Source organism: Streptomyces sp. NPDC096205 (assembly GCF_044763135.1).
GTDB lineage: Bacteria > Actinomycetota > Actinomycetes > Streptomycetales > Streptomycetaceae > Streptomyces.
The window spans coordinates 361181-377840 of the sequence record NZ_JBIWFS010000006.1 but is presented as its reverse complement, the minus strand read 5'-3'; the positions used below and the strand labels follow the sequence as shown (position 1 = coordinate 377840).

General features: G+C 72.6%; 13 protein-coding genes. 3 read left to right on the top strand and 10 right to left on the bottom strand.

The genetic code is table 11. From position 1 onward, the window contains the following. Positions 1–88: 88 nt before the first annotated feature. The 4 genes from ACIQ6Y_RS23875 to ACIQ6Y_RS23860 form a co-directional block, all read right to left on the bottom strand. Positions 89–2137, bottom strand: a complete 2049-nt coding sequence (locus ACIQ6Y_RS23875) for a fructose-specific PTS transporter subunit EIIC (protein WP_404041975.1) — start codon at positions 2135–2137, stop codon at positions 89–91. A gap of 460 nt (positions 2138–2597) precedes the next feature. Beyond that, entirely contained in the window at positions 2598–3545 is a 948-nt protein-coding gene (gene pfkB / locus ACIQ6Y_RS23870) for a 1-phosphofructokinase (RefSeq protein WP_404041974.1), read from the bottom strand. Next, positions 3542–4303: a DeoR/GlpR family DNA-binding transcription regulator gene (locus tag ACIQ6Y_RS23865; protein WP_404041973.1), complete on the bottom strand. Its 762-nt coding sequence runs from the start codon at positions 4301–4303 to the stop codon at positions 3542–3544. Before ACIQ6Y_RS23865 ends, pfkB begins: the two co-directional genes overlap by 4 nt. A gap of 207 nt (positions 4304–4510) precedes the next feature. Further along, the gene (locus ACIQ6Y_RS23860) at positions 4511–6058 is read right to left on the bottom strand and encodes an MFS transporter (RefSeq protein WP_404041972.1); all 1548 of its coding nucleotides are present in this window, start codon (positions 6056–6058) and stop codon (positions 4511–4513) included. Positions 6059–6120: 62 nt separating this feature from the next. On the opposite strand from ACIQ6Y_RS23860, the gene ACIQ6Y_RS23855 reads away from it, so the two are divergent. Then, a complete protein-coding gene (locus ACIQ6Y_RS23855) occupies positions 6121–7083 on the top strand; it encodes a helix-turn-helix transcriptional regulator (protein WP_404041971.1) in 963 nt (320 codons plus the stop codon). Between the two features lie 45 nt (positions 7084–7128). Here ACIQ6Y_RS23855 and ACIQ6Y_RS23850 read toward each other — a convergent pair whose 3' ends face one another. From ACIQ6Y_RS23850 to ACIQ6Y_RS23840, 3 genes are all read right to left on the bottom strand, one after another. Continuing rightward, positions 7129–7809, bottom strand: coding sequence for a TetR/AcrR family transcriptional regulator (locus ACIQ6Y_RS23850; protein WP_404041970.1), 681 nt, complete (start codon positions 7807–7809; stop codon positions 7129–7131). Positions 7810–8333: 524 nt separating this feature from the next. Beyond that, entirely contained in the window at positions 8334–9332 is a 999-nt protein-coding gene (locus ACIQ6Y_RS23845; RefSeq protein WP_404041969.1) for an RNA polymerase sigma factor RpoD/SigA, read from the bottom strand. Positions 9333–9699: 367 nt separating this feature from the next. Then, complete coding sequence (locus ACIQ6Y_RS23840; RefSeq protein WP_404041968.1) at positions 9700–10491, bottom strand: dioxygenase; 792 nt, start codon at positions 10489–10491, stop codon at positions 9700–9702. Positions 10492–10592: 101 nt separating this feature from the next. On the opposite strand from ACIQ6Y_RS23840, the gene ACIQ6Y_RS23835 reads away from it, so the two are divergent. Continuing rightward, positions 10593–11090, top strand: a complete 498-nt coding sequence (locus ACIQ6Y_RS23835) for a MarR family winged helix-turn-helix transcriptional regulator (protein WP_404041967.1) — start codon at positions 10593–10595, stop codon at positions 11088–11090. Between the two features lie 111 nt (positions 11091–11201). On the opposite strand, the gene ACIQ6Y_RS23830 is transcribed toward ACIQ6Y_RS23835, so the two are convergent. Beyond that, on the bottom strand, positions 11202–12740 hold the full coding sequence (locus ACIQ6Y_RS23830; RefSeq protein WP_404041966.1) for an MFS transporter: 1539 nt from the start codon (positions 12738–12740) through the stop codon (positions 11202–11204). Between the two features lie 119 nt (positions 12741–12859). After that, positions 12860–13507, bottom strand: coding sequence for a TetR/AcrR family transcriptional regulator (locus ACIQ6Y_RS23825; RefSeq protein ID WP_404041965.1), 648 nt, complete (start codon positions 13505–13507; stop codon positions 12860–12862). 273 nt (positions 13508–13780) lie between these two features. Between ACIQ6Y_RS23825 and ACIQ6Y_RS23820 the strand changes: the two genes are divergently transcribed. Continuing rightward, positions 13781–15073, top strand: coding sequence for a M6 family metalloprotease domain-containing protein (locus ACIQ6Y_RS23820; RefSeq protein WP_404041964.1), 1293 nt, complete (start codon positions 13781–13783; stop codon positions 15071–15073). Here the strand turns inward: ACIQ6Y_RS23820 and ACIQ6Y_RS23815 are convergent. Then, positions 14982–16397: a cation:proton antiporter gene (locus ACIQ6Y_RS23815; protein WP_404041963.1), complete on the bottom strand. Its 1416-nt coding sequence runs from the start codon at positions 16395–16397 to the stop codon at positions 14982–14984. The two genes, ACIQ6Y_RS23820 and ACIQ6Y_RS23815, sit on opposite strands and share 92 nt — an antisense overlap. Between the last annotated feature and the right edge of the window lie 263 nt (positions 16398–16660).

Genomic DNA, 16660 nt, shown 5'->3' with positions numbered 1-16660 from the left:
CAGGTGGTGCAGTTGACCTTGTTCCGGCCTGGTTCCGCTCAGGGTGCCGTGAACAACTCACAGCTCCCTAAAGGGACAAGTGTCGCTCTCAGGCCGCCACGGCCTGCTCGTTCCGCGGGGACTTCGCCTCCGCCGGGCCACCGGCCGGCTCGGGCGCGGCCGCGTCTGAGGCCTGCTTGCGCATGCTCTTCAGTACGACGACCAGGGCCGTCGTGACCGCGACGCCCGCGGCGACGGCGAGGAGGTAGAGGAAGGGGTTGCCGATCAGGGGGACCACGAAGATGCCGCCGTGCGGGGCGCGCAGGGTCGCGTCGAAGGCCATCGACAGGGCACCGGTGACCGCGCCGCCCGCCATGGAGGCGGGGATGACCCGGAGCGGGTCGGCCGCCGCGAACGGGATCGCGCCCTCGGAGATGAAGGAGGCGCCCAGCACCCAGGCGGCCTTGCCGTTCTCGCGCTCCGTGCGGGTGAACAGCTTGCCGCGGACCGTCGTGGCCAGGGCCATGGCCAGCGGCGGGACCATGCCGGCCGCCATCACCGCGGCCATGATCTTCATCGCGGAGTCACTGGGGTCGGCGACCGCGATGCCGGCGGTGGCGAAGGTGTAGGCGACCTTGTTGACGGGTCCGCCGAGGTCGAAGCACATCATCAGGCCGAGCAGGGCGCCGAGCAGGAGGGCGTTGGTGCCGGTGAGGCCGTTCAGCCAGTCGGTCATCGCCTTCTGGGCGGAGGCGATGGGCTTGCCGATGACGACGAACATCAGGAAGCCGACGACCGCCGAGGAGATCAGCGGAATCACCACCACCGGCATGATGCCGCGCAGAGCCCCCGGGATGCGCACCCTCTGGATGGCGAGCACCACGGCACCGGCGATGAGACCGGAGGCCAGACCGCCGAGGAAGCCGGCGTTGATGGTCAGCGAGATCGCGCCGCCGACGAAGCCGGGGACGAGACCGGGCCGGTCGGCCATGCCGTAGGCGATGTAACCGGCGAGGACCGGCACGAGGAAGCCGAAGGCCACGGCGCCGATCTGGAAGAACAGCGCGCCCCAGCTGTCGGCCTGGCTCCACACGAAGTGGTCCATGACGGAGGGGGCTTCGTTGATCTGGTAGCCGCCGATCGCGAAGCCCAGGGCTATGAGCAGACCGCCCGCGGCGACGAACGGGACCATGTAGCTGACGCCGGACATCAGCCACTTGCGGAGCTTGGTGCCGTAGCCCTCGCCGGAGGTGCCGGAGCGCTCGACCGGCGTGCTCGCCGTGGCGGGCGCCCCCGCGCTCACCTCTCCGCGCGCGGCCTTGTCGCGCACCTCGGCGATCAGCTCGGCGGGGCGGTTGATGCCCGCCTTCACACCGACGTCGACGGTGGGCTTGCCGGCGAAGCGGTCCTTGTCGCGTACGGGCACGTCGTGGGCGAAGATCACGCCGTCCGCGGCGGCGATGGCGGCCGGGTCGAGCCGGGTGAAGCCGGCCGAGCCCTGCGTCTCGACGACGAGTTCGATGCCCGCCTCGCGGCCGGCGTTCTCCAGGGACTCGGCCGCCATGTAGGTGTGGGCGATGCCGGTCGGGCAGGAGGTGACGGCGACGACCCGGAAGGGCCGGGGCTCGGCGTCGTCGGGGCTGGTGTCCGTGGCGGCGTCGGCGGAGGCCGCCACCGGCGCCGCCACGGAGTTCTCGGGTGCGGCGGCCGCAGGGGGCTCGTCGCCGCGGATGAGCGCGGCCGCGGCCGCCGGGTTGCCCGCCGCGCGCAGGGCGTCGGTGAACTCGGCGTTCATCAGCTGCCGGGCCAGCGAGGACAGGATGGTCAGGTGGGCGTCGTCGGCACCGGCGGGCGCGGCGATCAGGAAGATCAGGTCGGCCGGGCCGTCCGCTGCGCCGAAGTCGATCCCGGCCGCGCTGCGCCCGAAGGCGAGCGTCGGCTCGGTGACATGCGCGCTGCGGCAGTGCGGGATGCCGATGCCGCCGTCCAGGCCGGTCGGCATCTGCGCCTCACGGGCGGCCACATCGGCGAGGAAGCCCTCCAGATCGGTGACCCGGCCCAGGGCCACCATGCGCTCGGCGAGGGCCCGCGCCGCCGCTTCCTTGGTGTCGGCGGACAGGTCGAGATCGACCAGGTCCGCGGTGATCATCTCGCTCATCGCGGGCTCCTTCGCACGCGTATCGCCCGGGGAGTGGGGAGGGCGGGGGTAGGGACGGGGGTGCTGTGGGGGGCGGAGAGGCTGAGACCCGTACGGCCGGGGAGACCGGGCCTCCTCAGGGGGGCGGAGCCGACGCCGGGGGGACGGGGCGTCCGTCGGGGGGTGGGGAGGGTGCTGGAGAGGGGGCTGGGGTGGCCCCGCCTCCGTGCGGGGGTGGGGAGCGCGAGGGAGAGGGGGTCGGGGTGTTCCCACCTCTGCACCGGGCCGAGATGCTCCCGCGTCCGTCCCGGGCGGGGGTGTCCCTGCCGCGGTCCGGGGCCGGAGTACGCCTGCCTCCGTCCGGGGACGGAGCGGGCGAGGTGAACGGAGCGGGGGTGACCCCGCCTACGCCCACGACTGGGATGACCCCGCTTCCAGCCGGAGACCGGGTCGTGCGGAGCGCCCGCTGCGAGCAGGAGGTTCATGACACCGGCTCCGTCAGCTCGCGGTCCATGGGGACGTCCGTGGTGACCGTCACCGCGGACGGGTCGAGGTCGGACGGGGTCGGCATGACGCTGCCGGGGAGTCGGACGGCGGCCGCGCCGTGGGCGACGGCGGAGGCGAGGGCCTCCGGGCCGCTGCCGCCGGCGATGAGGAAGCCGGCGAGGGAGGAGTCGCCGGCGCCGACGTTGGAGCGTACGGCGGTGACGCGCGCGCTGCCGAACCAGGTGCCCGCGCTGTCCACCAGCAGTTGTCCGTCGGCGCCCAGGCTCGCGAGGACCGCGCCCGCGCCCCGCTCGCGCAGTTCCTCGGCCGCTTTCAGCGCGTCGCCCACCGTCGCCAGGGGGCGCCCGACGGCCTGCGCAAGCTCCTCGGCGTTCGGCTTCACCACGTCGGGCCGCGCGCGCAGTGCTTCCAGCAGCGCGCGCCCCGAGGTGTCCAGGGCGATCCGCGCGCCCCCGGCGTGCGCCCGCGTGACCACGTCGGCGTACCAGGAGGGCACGAGGCCCCGCGGCAGGCTTCCGCAGCACGCGATCCAGTCGGCGCCCGCCGAACGGTCGCGCACCGTCGCCAGGAGCAGCTCCTGCTCGGCGGCCGTCAGCTCGGGGCCCGGCGCGTTGATCTTCGTCAGGACGCCGTCGGATTCCGCGAGCGCGATGTTCGAGCGGGTGGCTCCGGCGACCGGCACCGGCGCGACCTCGATGCCCTGCGCGTGGAGCAGATCGGCCACGAGTGCTCCGGGCGCACCACCCAGGGGCAGCACCGCGACCGTGCGCCGCCCGGCGGCCGCGACGGCCCGCGAGACGTTCACGCCCTTGCCGCCCGGGTCCATGCGCTCACCGGTGGCGCGGATGACCTCGCCGCGCTCCAGGGCGGGGACCTCGTAGGTGCGGTCCAGGGACGGGTTGGGAGTGACGGTGAGGATCATGCGCGTACTACTTCCGTGCCGCCGCGCTCGATGGCGGACGCGTCTTCGGGGCTCAGCCCGCTGTCGGTGATCAGCAGGTCCACATCGCTCAGGTCGCCGAAGCGGGCGAAGTGCTCCTGGCCGTGCTTGGAGGAGTCGGCCAGCAGCACCACCCGGCGGGCGGCGGCGACCGCGGCCCGCTTGACCGCGGCCTCGGCGAGGTCGGGGGTGGTCAGACCGTGCTCGGCGGAGTAGCCGTTGGCGGCGACGAACAGCACGTCCGCGCGGATCTCGCCGTACGCCCGCAGCGCCCAGGCGTCGACGGCGGCGCGGGTGCGGTGCCGTACGCGCCCCCCGACGAGGTGGAGCTGGATGCCGGGGTGATCGGCGAGGCGGGCGGCGATGGGCAGGCTGTGCGTGACAACGGTGAGGGAGGCCTCCAGCGGGATGGCGGCGGCCAGGCGGGCGACCGTCGTACCGGCGTCGAGGACGAGGGTGCCCTCCAGGGGCAGCTCCGCGACGGCGGCCTTCGCGATGCGGTCCTTCTCGTCGGCGGCGGTGCCCTCGCGCTCGGTGAGGTCCGGCTCGAAGTCGAGGCGGCCGACGGGTATGGCGCCGCCGTGCACCCGGCGGACCAGACCGGCGCGGTCGAGGGCCTTCAGGTCGCGCCGGATCGTCTCCGCCGTCACCTGGAACTCCTCGGCGAGCGACAGCACGTCCACGCGGCCGCCCTCACGGGCGAGGCGGAGGATCTCCTGCTGCCGCTCCGGTGCGTACATGTCCGTTCGCCTCCGACGTGTGCCCGAACTTGTGGTTTAGCCGTGAGAGTACGCCCGGATTTCCGAGAAGTAAACAGCTTCGGGCGCCACCTCAACACAAACGGGCATGCACCCACCTCGACGCACAAACGGGCATCCGCCCCCTCCCGCATCGTCTGCGGAAACGGGGCGGATGCCCGTACGTGGGTCGGCCCGGGGGCCGACGGTTCAGCCCTTGGCGCCGGTCAGCGCTTCCTCCGGCTCCCCGGCGGCCTCGGGGCCGGCGGCGTCCACGCTCTCGGGGCCCTCGGAGCCCTCGGGCCCCGCCTCCGCCGACCGCCGCGGCAGCGCGAACATCAGCAGGAAGATCACGCCCATGATCCCGGCGACCCACCCGAGCGCGTACTGGAACGCGTCCACGAAGGCCGGCCCCATCTCGGCGGGGGCGAGCCCGTCGTCGATGACCCCGAAGAAGACGACGGACACCAGACCCAGCCCCAGCGCGTTGCCCATCTGCTGCACGGTGTTGATGAGCCCGGACGCCGAACCGGCGTGCTCACGCGGCACCCCGGACAGGATCGCGTCGGTGAGCGGGGCGAAGATCAGGCCCATGCCGGCGCCCATGACGATCAGCGGCAGCGCCATCTGCCAGGGGGCGATGCCCTGCCCGTAGCGCTCGGACTCCCACATGTACAGCAGCACTCCGGTGGCCATCACCAGCGCGCCCGCCTGGAGCACCTTGCGCCCGAACCGCGGCACCAGCTTCTGAACGGACATCCCGGCCGCCGCCGACACGGCGATGGAGAACGGCACCCCGGTCAGACCGGCCTTCAACAGGCTCCAGCCCAGGCCGATCTGCAGGTACAGCGTCCACACCAGGAAGAAGATGCCGAGCCCGACCCCGAAGACGACCTGCACGGCGATGCCCGCGGCGAAGCTCTTCACGCGGAACAGCGACAGCTCGATCAGCGGCGAGCCGTCCCGCGCGGTCTTGCGCCGCTCGTACGCCACCAGCACGGCGAGGACGACGAGCGACCCGGCCATCGAGGCGTATCCCCACAGCGGCCAGTCCAGCTCACGGCCGCGGGTGAGCGGGTAGAGCAGCATGAGCAGACCGAGCGTCACCAGGCCCACGCCGGGCAGGTCCAGCTTCAGTGCCTTCGGGGCGCGCGACTCGGTGATGAAGCGGCGGCCGAGGATGAGGCCGGCGATGCCGACGGGCAGGTTGATGAGGAAGATGGGCCGCCATTCCAGGCCGAACAGGTTCCACTCCGTCAGCAGCGCGCCCAGCAGCGGGCCGAGCACCGCGCCCATGCCCACGATCGCGCCGAACAGGCCGAAGACCTTGCCGCGTTCGTGCGCCGGGAAGGTCGCGTGCACGATCGACAGCACCTGAGGCACCATCAGCGCGGCCATCGCGCCCTGGAGTATGCGCGCCGCGACCAGCATGTCCGGGTTCGCCGCGAACCCGCACAGCGCCGAGGCGAGGGTGAAGCCGCCGATGCCGATCAGGAACAGCCGCTTGCGGCCGTGGATGTCGCCGAGCCGCCCACCGGTGATCAGCCCGGCGGCGAACGCCAGGGCGTATCCGGCGGTGATCCACTGGATGTGGCTGAAGGTCGCGCCGGTGTCCCGCTGAATGGACGGAATGGCGATGTTGACGATCGTGACGTCGACGAGGTCCATGAAGGCCGCCGTCATGACGATGGCGAGGGCGAACCAGCGACGCCGGTCGGCCGGCGCCTGCGTCCCTGAGAGCTGATCGGTGGAGGTCATGCACTCAAGCTAGAGGCCCAGTAGGTCAGATCGTGTCCTAGATGTGCGGCATCCTCTTGGACATGACGACGGACACCCCGGCACGACTCCTCCAGTTGCTGTCCCTCCTCCAGACACCCCGCGAGTGGCCCGGCGGGGAGCTCGCCGACCGGCTCGGGGTCTCCCGGCGCACCGTGCGCCGGGACGTCGACCGGCTGCGTGAGCTGGGCTATCCCGTCCAGGCGACCATGGGCGCGGACGGCGGTTACCGCCTCGTCGCGGGCAAGGCGATGCCGCCGCTCGTGCTGGACGACGAGGAGGCGGTGGCGATCGCGGTCGGCCTGCGCGCGGGCGCCGGGCACGCGGTCGAGGGCGTCGACGAGGCCTCGGTGCGGGCGCTGGCCAAGCTGGAACAGGTACTGCCCGCCCGGCTGCGGCACCGCGTGACCACCCTCCAGGCCGCGACGACCGCGCTGACCAGCGGCGACGGCCCCAGCATCGCGCCCGAGACGCTCACCGTGATGGCCTCCACGGTGGCCGGCCACGAACGTCTCCGCTTCGCCTACCGCGCCAAGGACGGCACCGAGTCCCGCCGGCTGACCGAGCCCTACCGGCTCGTCTCGACGGGCCGCCGTTGGTACCTCGTCGCCTACGACCTCGACCGCGCCGACTGGCGCACCTTCCGCGTCGACCGGGTCAGCGAGCCCTTCGCGACCGGCGCGCGCTTCACCCCGCGCGAGCTGCCGACCGGCAGCGCCGCCGAGTATCTGCGCCAGTCCATCCACGGCCGCCAGGAGACCTACGACTTCACGGTCACCTTCGCCGCGTCCGCCGAGGACGTCGCCGCCCGGCTCCCCGCCTGGCTGGGCCCGCCCGAGCCCGTCGACCCCGCCCACTGCCGCCTGCGCGCCACGACCGGCGACCCCGTGGAGTGGCTGGCGGTACGCCTCGCCATGTCGGGCTTCGACTTCACGGTCGAGCAACCCGCCGAACTGGTGGACTGCGTACGCCACCTGGGCGCACGCCTGACCCGCGCGGCGGGGTGAGCGGGCGGAACTCGGGCCTTACGCCCCGGGACCGGACGACCGGCCCTAGCTCCCCCACCCGAAGCCCCGCAGCGCCTCCAGGTTCCGCAGGGCCAGCGCGGCCGGGCCCTGGGGGCCGCCGGCAGGTGCGTCGCCGGCGGCCCACGCCTCCACGGCGGTCCGTACGGCGGCGCCGGCCACGGCGGCGACGAAGCGGCGGCGGGCGGCGTCCTCGGCAACGTTGTCGCGCTCCTCGGGCGCCTCGACCCCCCGGGCCCTCTCCCCCAGCACCTCCCCCAAGGCATCCTCCGCGCCCCGGCACACCTCCGCCCACACCCTGCGCAGGGCGGGGCTGGAATCGGCCAGCCGGATCAGTGTGCGCACCCACTCCCAGGACGCCGCCGAGACACCGCGGCCGGGGACCAGGGTGTGCCGTACGGCGTGCTCCAGGGCCGCGGGTGCGTCCAGTTCGGCGGGAGCCGCGCGGACGGCCGCCTCCCAGCGCTCGGCGCCCGCGGTGTAGAGCGGGGCGATGGCCTCCTCCTTGGAGGCGAAGTAGCGGTAGAAGGTGCGCGGGGCGATCCCGGCGGCCTGGGCGATGTCCTCGGCGCGGGTGGCCTTCAGGCCGCGTCGGACGAAGAGTCCGGCGGCCGCGCGGGCGATGTCCATACGGGTCTCGGCCTTGCGCCGTTCGGTCAGCGACATGGACGATTCCGGCCGGTTCTGTGCGGGGGTGGTGCTGCTCACGTCGGCAGGCTATGCCGGTGTGGCACAATCTGCCATCCGGCGGGCCACCCCGGGGTTCAGGTTCGGGGTGCCCCGCCCTTCAGCCGTTCCCGCACTCCGGCCCTCCGTACCTCCACGAAGTTCCCGCACTCCGGCCCGCCGTACCGGACGAAGAAGAGCCGGGCCCCGGCGCTCAGGGGGGAGAGGCGCCGAAGCCCGGCTCGGGAAAGTCCCGGCACCGGGGGGAGTGTGCGTCGGGACTTGGCTACGTGGTCTGCGGTGGGGTGCCGTCGGCGAGGCCCGCGAAGGAACGGTCCTGCAGAAGCGGCCCCGTCAGGGTGCCCCTGCCTCGAACTCGCGCGCCCTGAAGGGTTGTTCCCGCCGCCCGGCCGATTGAAGCGATGGAACACGGCCATGTTTGCGCGGCCTTTCGCCACCCGGCGTACGCCCCTGCGCGGGCGCGGACGCGGGGGCCGGTGTGCGCCGCCACGAGGGGCGACGCCATCGGCCCGGCATCCGTCCGGCGGGGGCCGCCGGCGTACGGATCAGGCCGCCGCGTCGAAGCCGGTCTGGCGGGCCAGCTTCTTCAGCTCCAGCAGCGCGTGCTTCTCGATCTGCCGGATGCGCTCGCGGGTCAGGCCGTGCTCCTTGCCGACCTCGGTCAGCGTGCGCTCGCGGCCGTCCTCGATGCCGTAGCGCATCTTGATGATGGAGGCCGTGCGCTGGTCGAGACGGCCGATCAGGTCGTCCAGTTCCTCGCTGCGCAGCAGGGTCAGCACCGACTGCTCCGGCGACACGGCGGAGGTGTCCTCCAGGAGGTCGCCGAACTGGGTCTCGCCCTCGTCGTCCACGGACATGTTCAGCGAGACCGGGTCGCGGGCCCAGTCCAGGACGTCGACGACGCGCTCCGGGCTGGTGCCGAGCTCGGCGGCGATCTCCGCGGGCTCCGGCTCACGGCCCTGGTCGCGGTTGAACTCGCGCTGCACGCGGCGGATCCGGCCGAGCTCCTCCACCAGGTGGACGGGCAGGCGGATGGTGCGGGACTGGTCGGCTATGGAGCGGGTGATGGCCTGGCGGATCCACCACGTGGCGTACGTGGAGAACTTGAAGCCCTTGCGGTAGTCGAACTTCTCCACCGCGCGCACCAGGCCGGCGTTGCCCTCCTGGATCAGGTCGAGCAGGGGCAGACCGCTGCGCGGGTAGCGCCGGGCCACGGCGACGACCAGGCGGAGGTTGGAGCGGATGAAGACGTCCTTGGCGTGCTCGCCCTCGGCGACGAGCGCTTCCAGCTCCTCGCGGGTGGCCTCGGCCTTGGAGTCCTCGAACCCGTCGAGGACCTGCTGCGCGAACACGCCGGCCTCGATCGCCTGGGAGAGGTCGACCTCCTTGGCGGCGTCGAGCAGCGGTGTGCGCGCTATTTCGTCGAGATACATGCCGACCAGGTCGCGGTCGGCGATCTCGCCGCCATGGGCGCGAACACTGCTTGCCGCGCCGGTGGTCTCGCCGGTGGCGGACTTACGACGGGCGACGGCACGGGTTGCCATGCGTGCTCCCTTGCGATGGTGGGTCAGCGGGTGGTCCTGGACGCCCGGTCACTCTGCTCGGGTGCCCTGCATCCGATGGAAACAACGACTGGAATCAGGACAGAATTCCCAACGTGTCCCTCGATTTTTCCGATCTTGCAGTACCCTGTCGGGCCACACCCCGGCCGGCGGCGCCCACGGCACCGGCCAAGGCCCAGGTCAGACAGGGAATCGACGGGCTTCCCGACCGCTTCACCGGCCCTCGGCCATCGCGCGTGTGAGACGCCCGTCACTCCGGCAGCGGGCGCCCTCGACCGCTCTCCCACCCTGAAGACGAACGGCCTTCGCCAAAAGTTGCCGGAGGGCTCGCCCGAACCGGCTTCGGTCGTCAGCCGAACTGCACGGACCGCTTGGCGAGTCCCATCCAGAACCCGTCGATCACCGATTTCTGTTCCCCGAGCTCGCCCGCCGCGTCGGCGGCACCCATGGTCACGAACAGCGGCGCGAAGTGCTCGGTGCGCGGATGCGCGAGACGGCCGGCCGGGGACTTGACGGTGAAGTCGAGCAGCGCGTCCACGTCACCCGTCTCCAACGCGCGCCTGCCCCAGTCGTCGAACTCGGCCGACCAGCCGGGCACCCCGGCGCCGGTGTGCCGCAGGGCGGCGAGGTTGTGGGTGAAGAAGCCGGAGCCGACGATCAGCACGCCCTCGTCGCGCAGCGGCGCGAGCCGGCGGCCGATCTCCAGCAGGCGCACCGGGTCGAGGGTGGGCATGGAGATCTGCAGGACGGGGATGTCGGCGGCCGGGAACATCTCCACGAGCGGGACGTAGGCGCCGTGGTCGAGGCCGCGGTCGGGGATGTCCTGGACGGGCATGCCGGGGGCGCGCAGCAGCTTGCGTACCGACGCGGCGAGATCGGGCGCGCCGGGGGCGTCGTAGCGGACGCGGTAGTAGTGCTCGGGGAAGCCCCAGAAGTCGTAGACCAGGGGGACGGTCTCGGTCGCGCCGAGGGCGAGCGGGGCCTCCTCCCAGTGGGCGGAGACGATGAGGATCGCCTTCGGGCGGGGCAGACCGGCGGACCAGGCGGCGAGCTGGCCGGGCCAGACGGGGTCGTCCGCGAGCGGCGGGGCGCCGTGGGAGAGGTACAGGGCGGGCATGCGCTCCTGGGTGGTGGCGGACATGGTGGCGGCTCCCTCACACAGAACGCTTGAAATTTAAAGCTTCACCCACCATAGGCGCGGTTCGTTTAACTTTCAAGGAGTGCGTGCTTACAGTGGAAACCATGAACAGTGGAGCCGAGCCGCACTGGCTCACCGCCGAGGAACAGCGCGTCTGGCGCTCCTACCTGCATGCCACCACCCTGCTCGAGGACCACCTCGACCGCCAGTTGCAGCGCGACGCGGGGATGCCGCACATCTACTACGGCCTGCTGGTGAAACTGGCCGAGGCTCCGCGCAGACGGCTGCGGATGACCGAGCTGGCCCGGGACGCCAAGATCACCCGGTCCCGGCTCAGCCATGCGATCGCGCGCCTGGAGAAGAACGGCTGGGTGCGCCGCGAGGACTGCCCCTCGGACAAGCGCGGCCAGTTCGCCGTGCTCACCGACGCGGGCGTCGAGGTGCTGCGCCGCACCGCGCCGGGCCATGTCACCGCCGTACGGCAGGCGCTGTTCGACCGGCTGAGCCCACAACAGCAGAAGTCCCTCGGCGAGATCATGGAGATCGTCGCCGAGGGACTTCAGCCCGCGGACGCGGGAGCGGACCTGCCCTGGCTGCGGTGAAGCCAGTTCACCGGTGAGCCGGGGCAGGTCCGGGATGTCGTACGGCCGAGGCGTCCCCTTCCTCGGCCGTACGCGCAGGGAGCTGCGGGGGTACCTCCCTCGAGCGTCGCCTCAGTGGGCGACCACCGGCACCGGCACCTCGCCCTCGACGCCCTCGCCGGAGGCGACCGGGGTGCTGCCCGGCTTGCCGGCGTTGATGAGGGTCAGGGCGATGACCGCCGCGACGGCCAGGATGCCGACCGCGAACCAGATGGCGCTGGTGTAGCCGTGCACCTGGGCCTGCAGCGCGACGAGCTGCTGCTGCGAGCGGCTGGTGGCCGAGCCGATGTGGTCCGCGACGTAGGAGGTGGTCGCGGACGCGGCGATCGTGTTCAGCAGCGCGGTGCCGATGGCGCCGCCGACCTGCTGCGAGGTGTTGACCATCGCGGAGGCGACACCGGCGTCCTGCGGCCGGACGCCCTGGGTGGCCATGGACATGGCCGGCATGAACGCCGTACCCATGCCGAGGCCGAGCAGCAGCATCGCGGGCAGCAGCAGAGCGGCGTAGGAGGAGTCGATCTCCAGCTGGGTCAGCAGCAGCATGCCGAGGGCGGCGACCAGGAAGCCGGGGCCCATCAGCAGCCGGGGCGCGACCCGGGTCATCAGACGGGTGCCGATCTGGGTGGAGCCTGTGATCATGCCCGCGATCATCGGCAGGAAGGCGAAGCCGGTCTTGACCGGCGAGTAGCCCTTCACGATCTGCAGGTAGTACGTCAGGAAGAGGAACAGGCCGAACATCGCGATGATCGCGAGGCCGAGGGAGAGGTAGATACCGCCGCGGTTGCGGTCGGTGACCACGCGCAGCGGCAGCAGCGGGGCCTTGACCCGGGCCTCGACCACGACGAAGGAGACCAGCAGGACGGCGGAGGCGACGAACATGCCGACCGTCACCGAGTCGCCCCAGCCGTCGGACTCGGCGCGGGTGAAGCCGTAGACCAGCGCGACCAGGCCCAGGGTGGACAGCAGCACGCCGGGGATGTCGAGCGGGTTGCGGTTGCGGCCGCCCTCGGGCTCACGGATGACCAGATAGGCACCCGCGGCCGCGACCACGGCGAACGGGATGTTGACGAAGAACGTCCAGCGCCAGTCCAGGTACTCGGTGAGGAAGCCGCCGAGGATCAGGCCGACGGCGCCACCGCCACCGGCGATCGCACCGTAGATGCCGAACGCCTTGGCGCGCTCCTTGGCGTCGGTGAACATCACCGCGAGCAGCGACAGGGCGGCGGGCGCGAGCAGTGCGCCGAACGCGCCCTGCAGTGCGCGGGCGCCGAACATCATGGCGCCGGAGGTGGCGGCACCGCCGAGCGCGGAGGCCGCGGCGAACCCGCCGAGACCTATGACGAAGGCGCGCTTACGGCCCCACAGGTCGGCGATCCGGCCGCCGAAGAGCAGCAGACCGCCGAAGGCGAGGGCGTAGGCCGTGACGACCCACTGCCGGTTGCCGTCGGTGATGCCGAGGTCCTGCTGGGCGGAGGGCAGCGCGATGTTCACGATGGTGGCGTCGAGGACGACCATCAGCTGCGCCAGCGCGATGAAGACGAGGGCCTTCCAGCGTCCCGGATCGGGGGCGAGGGAGGCCGGGGAGGAGGCCTTGGAGGCTGTTTCAGGCATGGAGGTACCCACTTCGGTACTACGTGACGGAAAAACGGGACTGAGTAAGAAACTGCGTAAGAAGGTCTAGGAGGACGTCGGCAGGAGTGTGGACTGCCGTGGAGCGCTGAACTGATCGGTCAGGCCTGGCGCAGGTCCTCCATGGTCAGGGCCGTCCCCGGCAGGACGGAGCGGGCCGGGGCCCGCAGTCCGTCCAGGAACAGCTGCAGATGGCGGTGGGCGAACCGGTCGACGTCGAGGCAGACGGTGCCGGCCGGGGGCCGGCTGAGCTGGGCGACCGCGACCATGAGGTCACCGAAGCCGACGTCGGGGCGGAGCTGGCCGGCCGCCTTGGCGCGGTCCATGATCGCCACGACCAGCCCCTCACACCGTACGCGCGTTTCCTCCAGGTCGGGGTGGTTTTTATCGAACGTGCTCTCGACCATCGGGCAGAGCGCGCTGATCCGCTCGTCGACGGAGGCGTGCGCGAAGTGCTCCAGCGCCTCGAAGGCGTCCCCGGTCTCGGTGAGCGCCTTCTCGGCCGCCGCGACCGTACGGTCCATGACGGAGCAGACCACCTCGCGCACCAGCGCGTCGCGGTCCGGGAAGTGGCGGTACACCGTGGCATTGCCGACGCCGGCCCGGCGGGCGATCTCGTCGAGCGGTACGTCGGGACCCAGCTCGGTGAACATCTCGCGGGCGGCGGTGACGATCCGCTCCCGGTTGCGCAGGGCGTCGGCACGCAGCCGGGTCGCCGGACGCGGCACGCGGGGGGCGGTCGTCTGCACGGCGTACTCCTTCGGGTTGCAGGTGTGGCGTGGTGTTCCGGGCGGGCGATCCGGGGAAAGGCTCCCCGTTTCGCCGTACGCACGATTAAACGGGGAAGGGCTCCCCGGTTATTTCCCGACCTCCGGAAGAATTCCTGTGACCTGAATCACGCCAGGCCGGCCGGGAATCGCACGATCGGTCCTGTCCAGCGCGCGCCGCCACGGGCTCCGACCGAGGGTGATCGCAAGGGTGCAGCCGGTGACCGGGGGCTGCCCGGAGCGAAGGGCCCCTGCATGCAGCCGCAGCCGACCAGTCGCCGCATACGCCCCCGCCGGGCGGCCGCCCTCGCGTCCGTGACGGCACTGACCCTCGCGGTCAGCACCTCGGCCGGCACCGCCCGGCTGACGCACAGCGGCACGGCGTCCGGCCCCGGCCCCGCGGCACTGGCCCGCTCCTCCGCGCTGGGCCCCTGCATGATCAGCGGCGGGGCGGAGGTGCAGATGTCCGAGGGCGTGCCCACGACCACCGGGTACTCGCGCTCCACCGGCACCGTCCGCGCGCTGACCGTGATGGTCGACTTCTCCGACGCGCCCGGTGAGGGCCGGGCCCTCGCCCGCTTCCGGGAGTTCTTCCCGCAGACCCAGGAGTGGTTCCGCACCGCCAGCTACGGCCGCCTGGACTACCGCCCCGAAGCACCGATCACCGGCTGGCTGCGCATGCCGCGGTCGTTCCGCGAGTACGGCATAGAGCGCGGCGCGCCCTTCGAGCCCGGCTACCGCCGCCTCGTCCAGGACATCGTGGCGGCGGCCGACACGAGGGTCGACTTCCGCGCCTACGACCTCCTGAACGTCCTGGTCACCCCCAACGCGGGGCCCTCCGCGCTGGACACCGTCCTGTCGGTGACGTTCGCCGGCAACCCGGACGCCCCGGTCGCCGACGGCGTGCCCGTGGCCAACGCGTCCTTCGTCTACTCCCGCCAGGACGACGGCTCCGGCTCCTACGACCGGACCGGCTACCGCGTCCTGCCGCACGAGAACGGGCATGTCTTCGGGCTGCCCGACCTCTACACCCAGGAGGGCGGGGGCGCGGTCGGCCACTGGGACATCATGAGCGAGGACTGGGGGGCCAACAACGACTTCCTCGGCTGGCACAAGTGGAAGCTGGGCTGGCTGGACGCGTCGCAGGTCTCCTGCGCGGCGGCGCCGGGCGTCAGCGAGTACGAGCTGACCCCGCTCGCGCGGGCCGGCGGTCCGAAGCTGCTCTTCGTCCCGCTCGACCGGCGCACCGGTTACGCCGTCGAGCTGCGCACCCGCGGCGGCAACGACGAGAGCGTGTGCCGTCCCGGCGTCCTCGTCTACAAGGTCGACGCCGACGTCGACACCGGCCAGGGCCCGGTCCGTGTCTACGACTCCCGCCGGGACAGCGGCGGCTGCACCCGCAGCCCCAATGTCCACGCCGAGCTCTCCGACGCCCCCTTCACCCCCGGCGAGTCCTTCAAGGACCCCCGGCACGGCGTGACGATCGCGGTGGCGGGGGCGGATCTGGACGGGGTGTACCGGGTGCGGGTGACCCGGAAGCAGCCGTAGGCACGTCTTCCGCACGGGCACGCTCCCTCGCGGTGGTGGGCAGATGGGCGGCCGCGTAGCGCAGACAGGGCGCGGCCATGGCCGAGGTCGCGATGGCGACCAGCACGATCACGGTGTACATGGCGGGGCTGAGCACTCCCAGGCGCAGCCCGGTCAGCGCGATGATCACCTGGATGACGCCGCGGGCGTTGAGGCTGCCCGCCAGGGCGAGGGCCTGCCAGCGGTCGAGGCCGGTGGCGAAGGCGCCGACGAACACGCCGAGGAACTTGCCGCCGACCGCGACCGCGAGCACCAGCAGCGCGGTGCCCAGGACGGCCGGGCGGGCCAGCGCGCCCAGGTCCATGCGCAGTCCGGCGGTGGCGAAGAACAGCGGCGCGAGGACGGTCGACACGACGGTGCGCAGCCCGCGCAGGGACTCGGCGACCGGCATGCCGGAGGCGCTGATGGCGAGCCCGCACAGAAAGGCCCCGAAGACGGCCTCGAGACCGAGGGCCACGGCGGCGGCCGAGGCGGACAGGATCATGGTGACCACCGCGGCGGTCGTGGCGCCCTGGTCCCCGGTACGGCCGACGGCCCGCAGGATCGCCCCGAGCGCTACGGGAGCCACGGTCGCGGACGCGAGAAGGAAGGCGACGACGACGGTGAGCGCCACGGCGAGGTCTCCGGCGCGCACCCCGGTCGTGGCCATCATGGAGACCACGGAGAGCAGCAGCCAGCCGGCGATGTCGTCGAGGAGCGCGGCGCCCAGGGACAGCTGGGCCACGTCCCGGTGCAGCAGCTTCAGGTCCGCGAGGATCTTGGCGATGACCGGGATGGCGCTGACGCACAGCGCCACGCCGAGGAACCCGGCGCGGACGGCGGGCTCGGCCGTGGGGCCGAACATCGAGGCGGGCAGCAGCAGGCCGACTCCCAGTCCGGCGAGCAGCGGAAGCGTCAGCCCGCCGAGTCCGACCGCGGCGATCTCCCGCTTGCTGCGGCGGATCAGGCCCAGGTCGCAGTGGATGCCGGTCAGACCGACGAACAGCAGCACACCGAGCTGCGTCACCGCGTCCAGCAGATGCACCGGCGCGGGGTCGTGCGGGAACAGCCACTGCGCCACGCCCGGGGCCACATGCGGCAGCACCGTCGGGCCGAGGACGATCCCGGCGCACAGCTCGCCCGTCACCGCCGGCAGCCTGCACCGTGCGGCGAGCCTGCCCAGCACGGTGGCCGTCGCCAGCAGCGCGGCGCACTGCGCGAGCAGCACCAACAGGGCGGCCCCGGGCAGCGGCGCGACGGGCGCGGCACCCAGCACGGGGCCCGCCCCGACGGCGAGCGGCGTCATGCCGCCCACCCCGGCCGGTCGTGAGGTCGCCGATGCATGGTCGTCTCTCCATGGGTCGGGGACGGCGAAGGAGGCCGGCGGTTCCCCGGCAGGGGCCGTCCGGCCGTGCGGTGCGGTCCGGTGCGCGGTCTGGTCCGGTGCGGTCCGGTGCGGTGAACGGCGCCGGGTGGTCCGGTGCGGTCCGGTGCGGTGAACGGCGCCGGGTGGTCCGGTGCGGTCCGGTGCGGTGAACGGCGCCGGGGCAGCCCGGGGCGGCTCGGCGG

Excerpts from the sequence above, each read along its gene's own strand:
- ACIQ6Y_RS23875 (WP_404041975.1), bottom strand. The coding sequence starts at position 2,137 with ATGAGCGAGATGATCACCGCGGACCTGGTCGATCTCGACCTGTCCGCC.
- pfkB (WP_404041974.1), bottom strand. The coding sequence starts at position 3,545 with ATGATCCTCACCGTCACTCCCAACCCGTCCCTGGACCGCACCTACGAG.
- ACIQ6Y_RS23865 (WP_404041973.1), bottom strand. The coding sequence starts at position 4,303 with ATGTACGCACCGGAGCGGCAGCAGGAGATCCTCCGCCTCGCCCGTGAG.
- ACIQ6Y_RS23860 (WP_404041972.1), bottom strand. The coding sequence starts at position 6,058 with ATGACCTCCACCGATCAGCTCTCAGGGACGCAGGCGCCGGCCGACCGG.
- ACIQ6Y_RS23855 (WP_404041971.1), top strand. The coding sequence starts at position 6,121 with ATGACGACGGACACCCCGGCACGACTCCTCCAGTTGCTGTCCCTCCTC.
- ACIQ6Y_RS23845 (WP_404041969.1), bottom strand. The coding sequence starts at position 9,332 with ATGGCAACCCGTGCCGTCGCCCGTCGTAAGTCCGCCACCGGCGAGACC.
- ACIQ6Y_RS23840 (WP_404041968.1), bottom strand. The coding sequence starts at position 10,491 with ATGTCCGCCACCACCCAGGAGCGCATGCCCGCCCTGTACCTCTCCCAC.
- ACIQ6Y_RS23835 (WP_404041967.1), top strand. The coding sequence starts at position 10,593 with ATGAACAGTGGAGCCGAGCCGCACTGGCTCACCGCCGAGGAACAGCGC.
- ACIQ6Y_RS23830 (WP_404041966.1), bottom strand. The coding sequence starts at position 12,740 with ATGCCTGAAACAGCCTCCAAGGCCTCCTCCCCGGCCTCCCTCGCCCCC.
- ACIQ6Y_RS23820 (WP_404041964.1), top strand. The coding sequence starts at position 13,781 with ATGCAGCCGCAGCCGACCAGTCGCCGCATACGCCCCCGCCGGGCGGCC.
- ACIQ6Y_RS23815 (WP_404041963.1), bottom strand. The coding sequence starts at position 16,397 with ATGACGCCGCTCGCCGTCGGGGCGGGCCCCGTGCTGGGTGCCGCGCCC.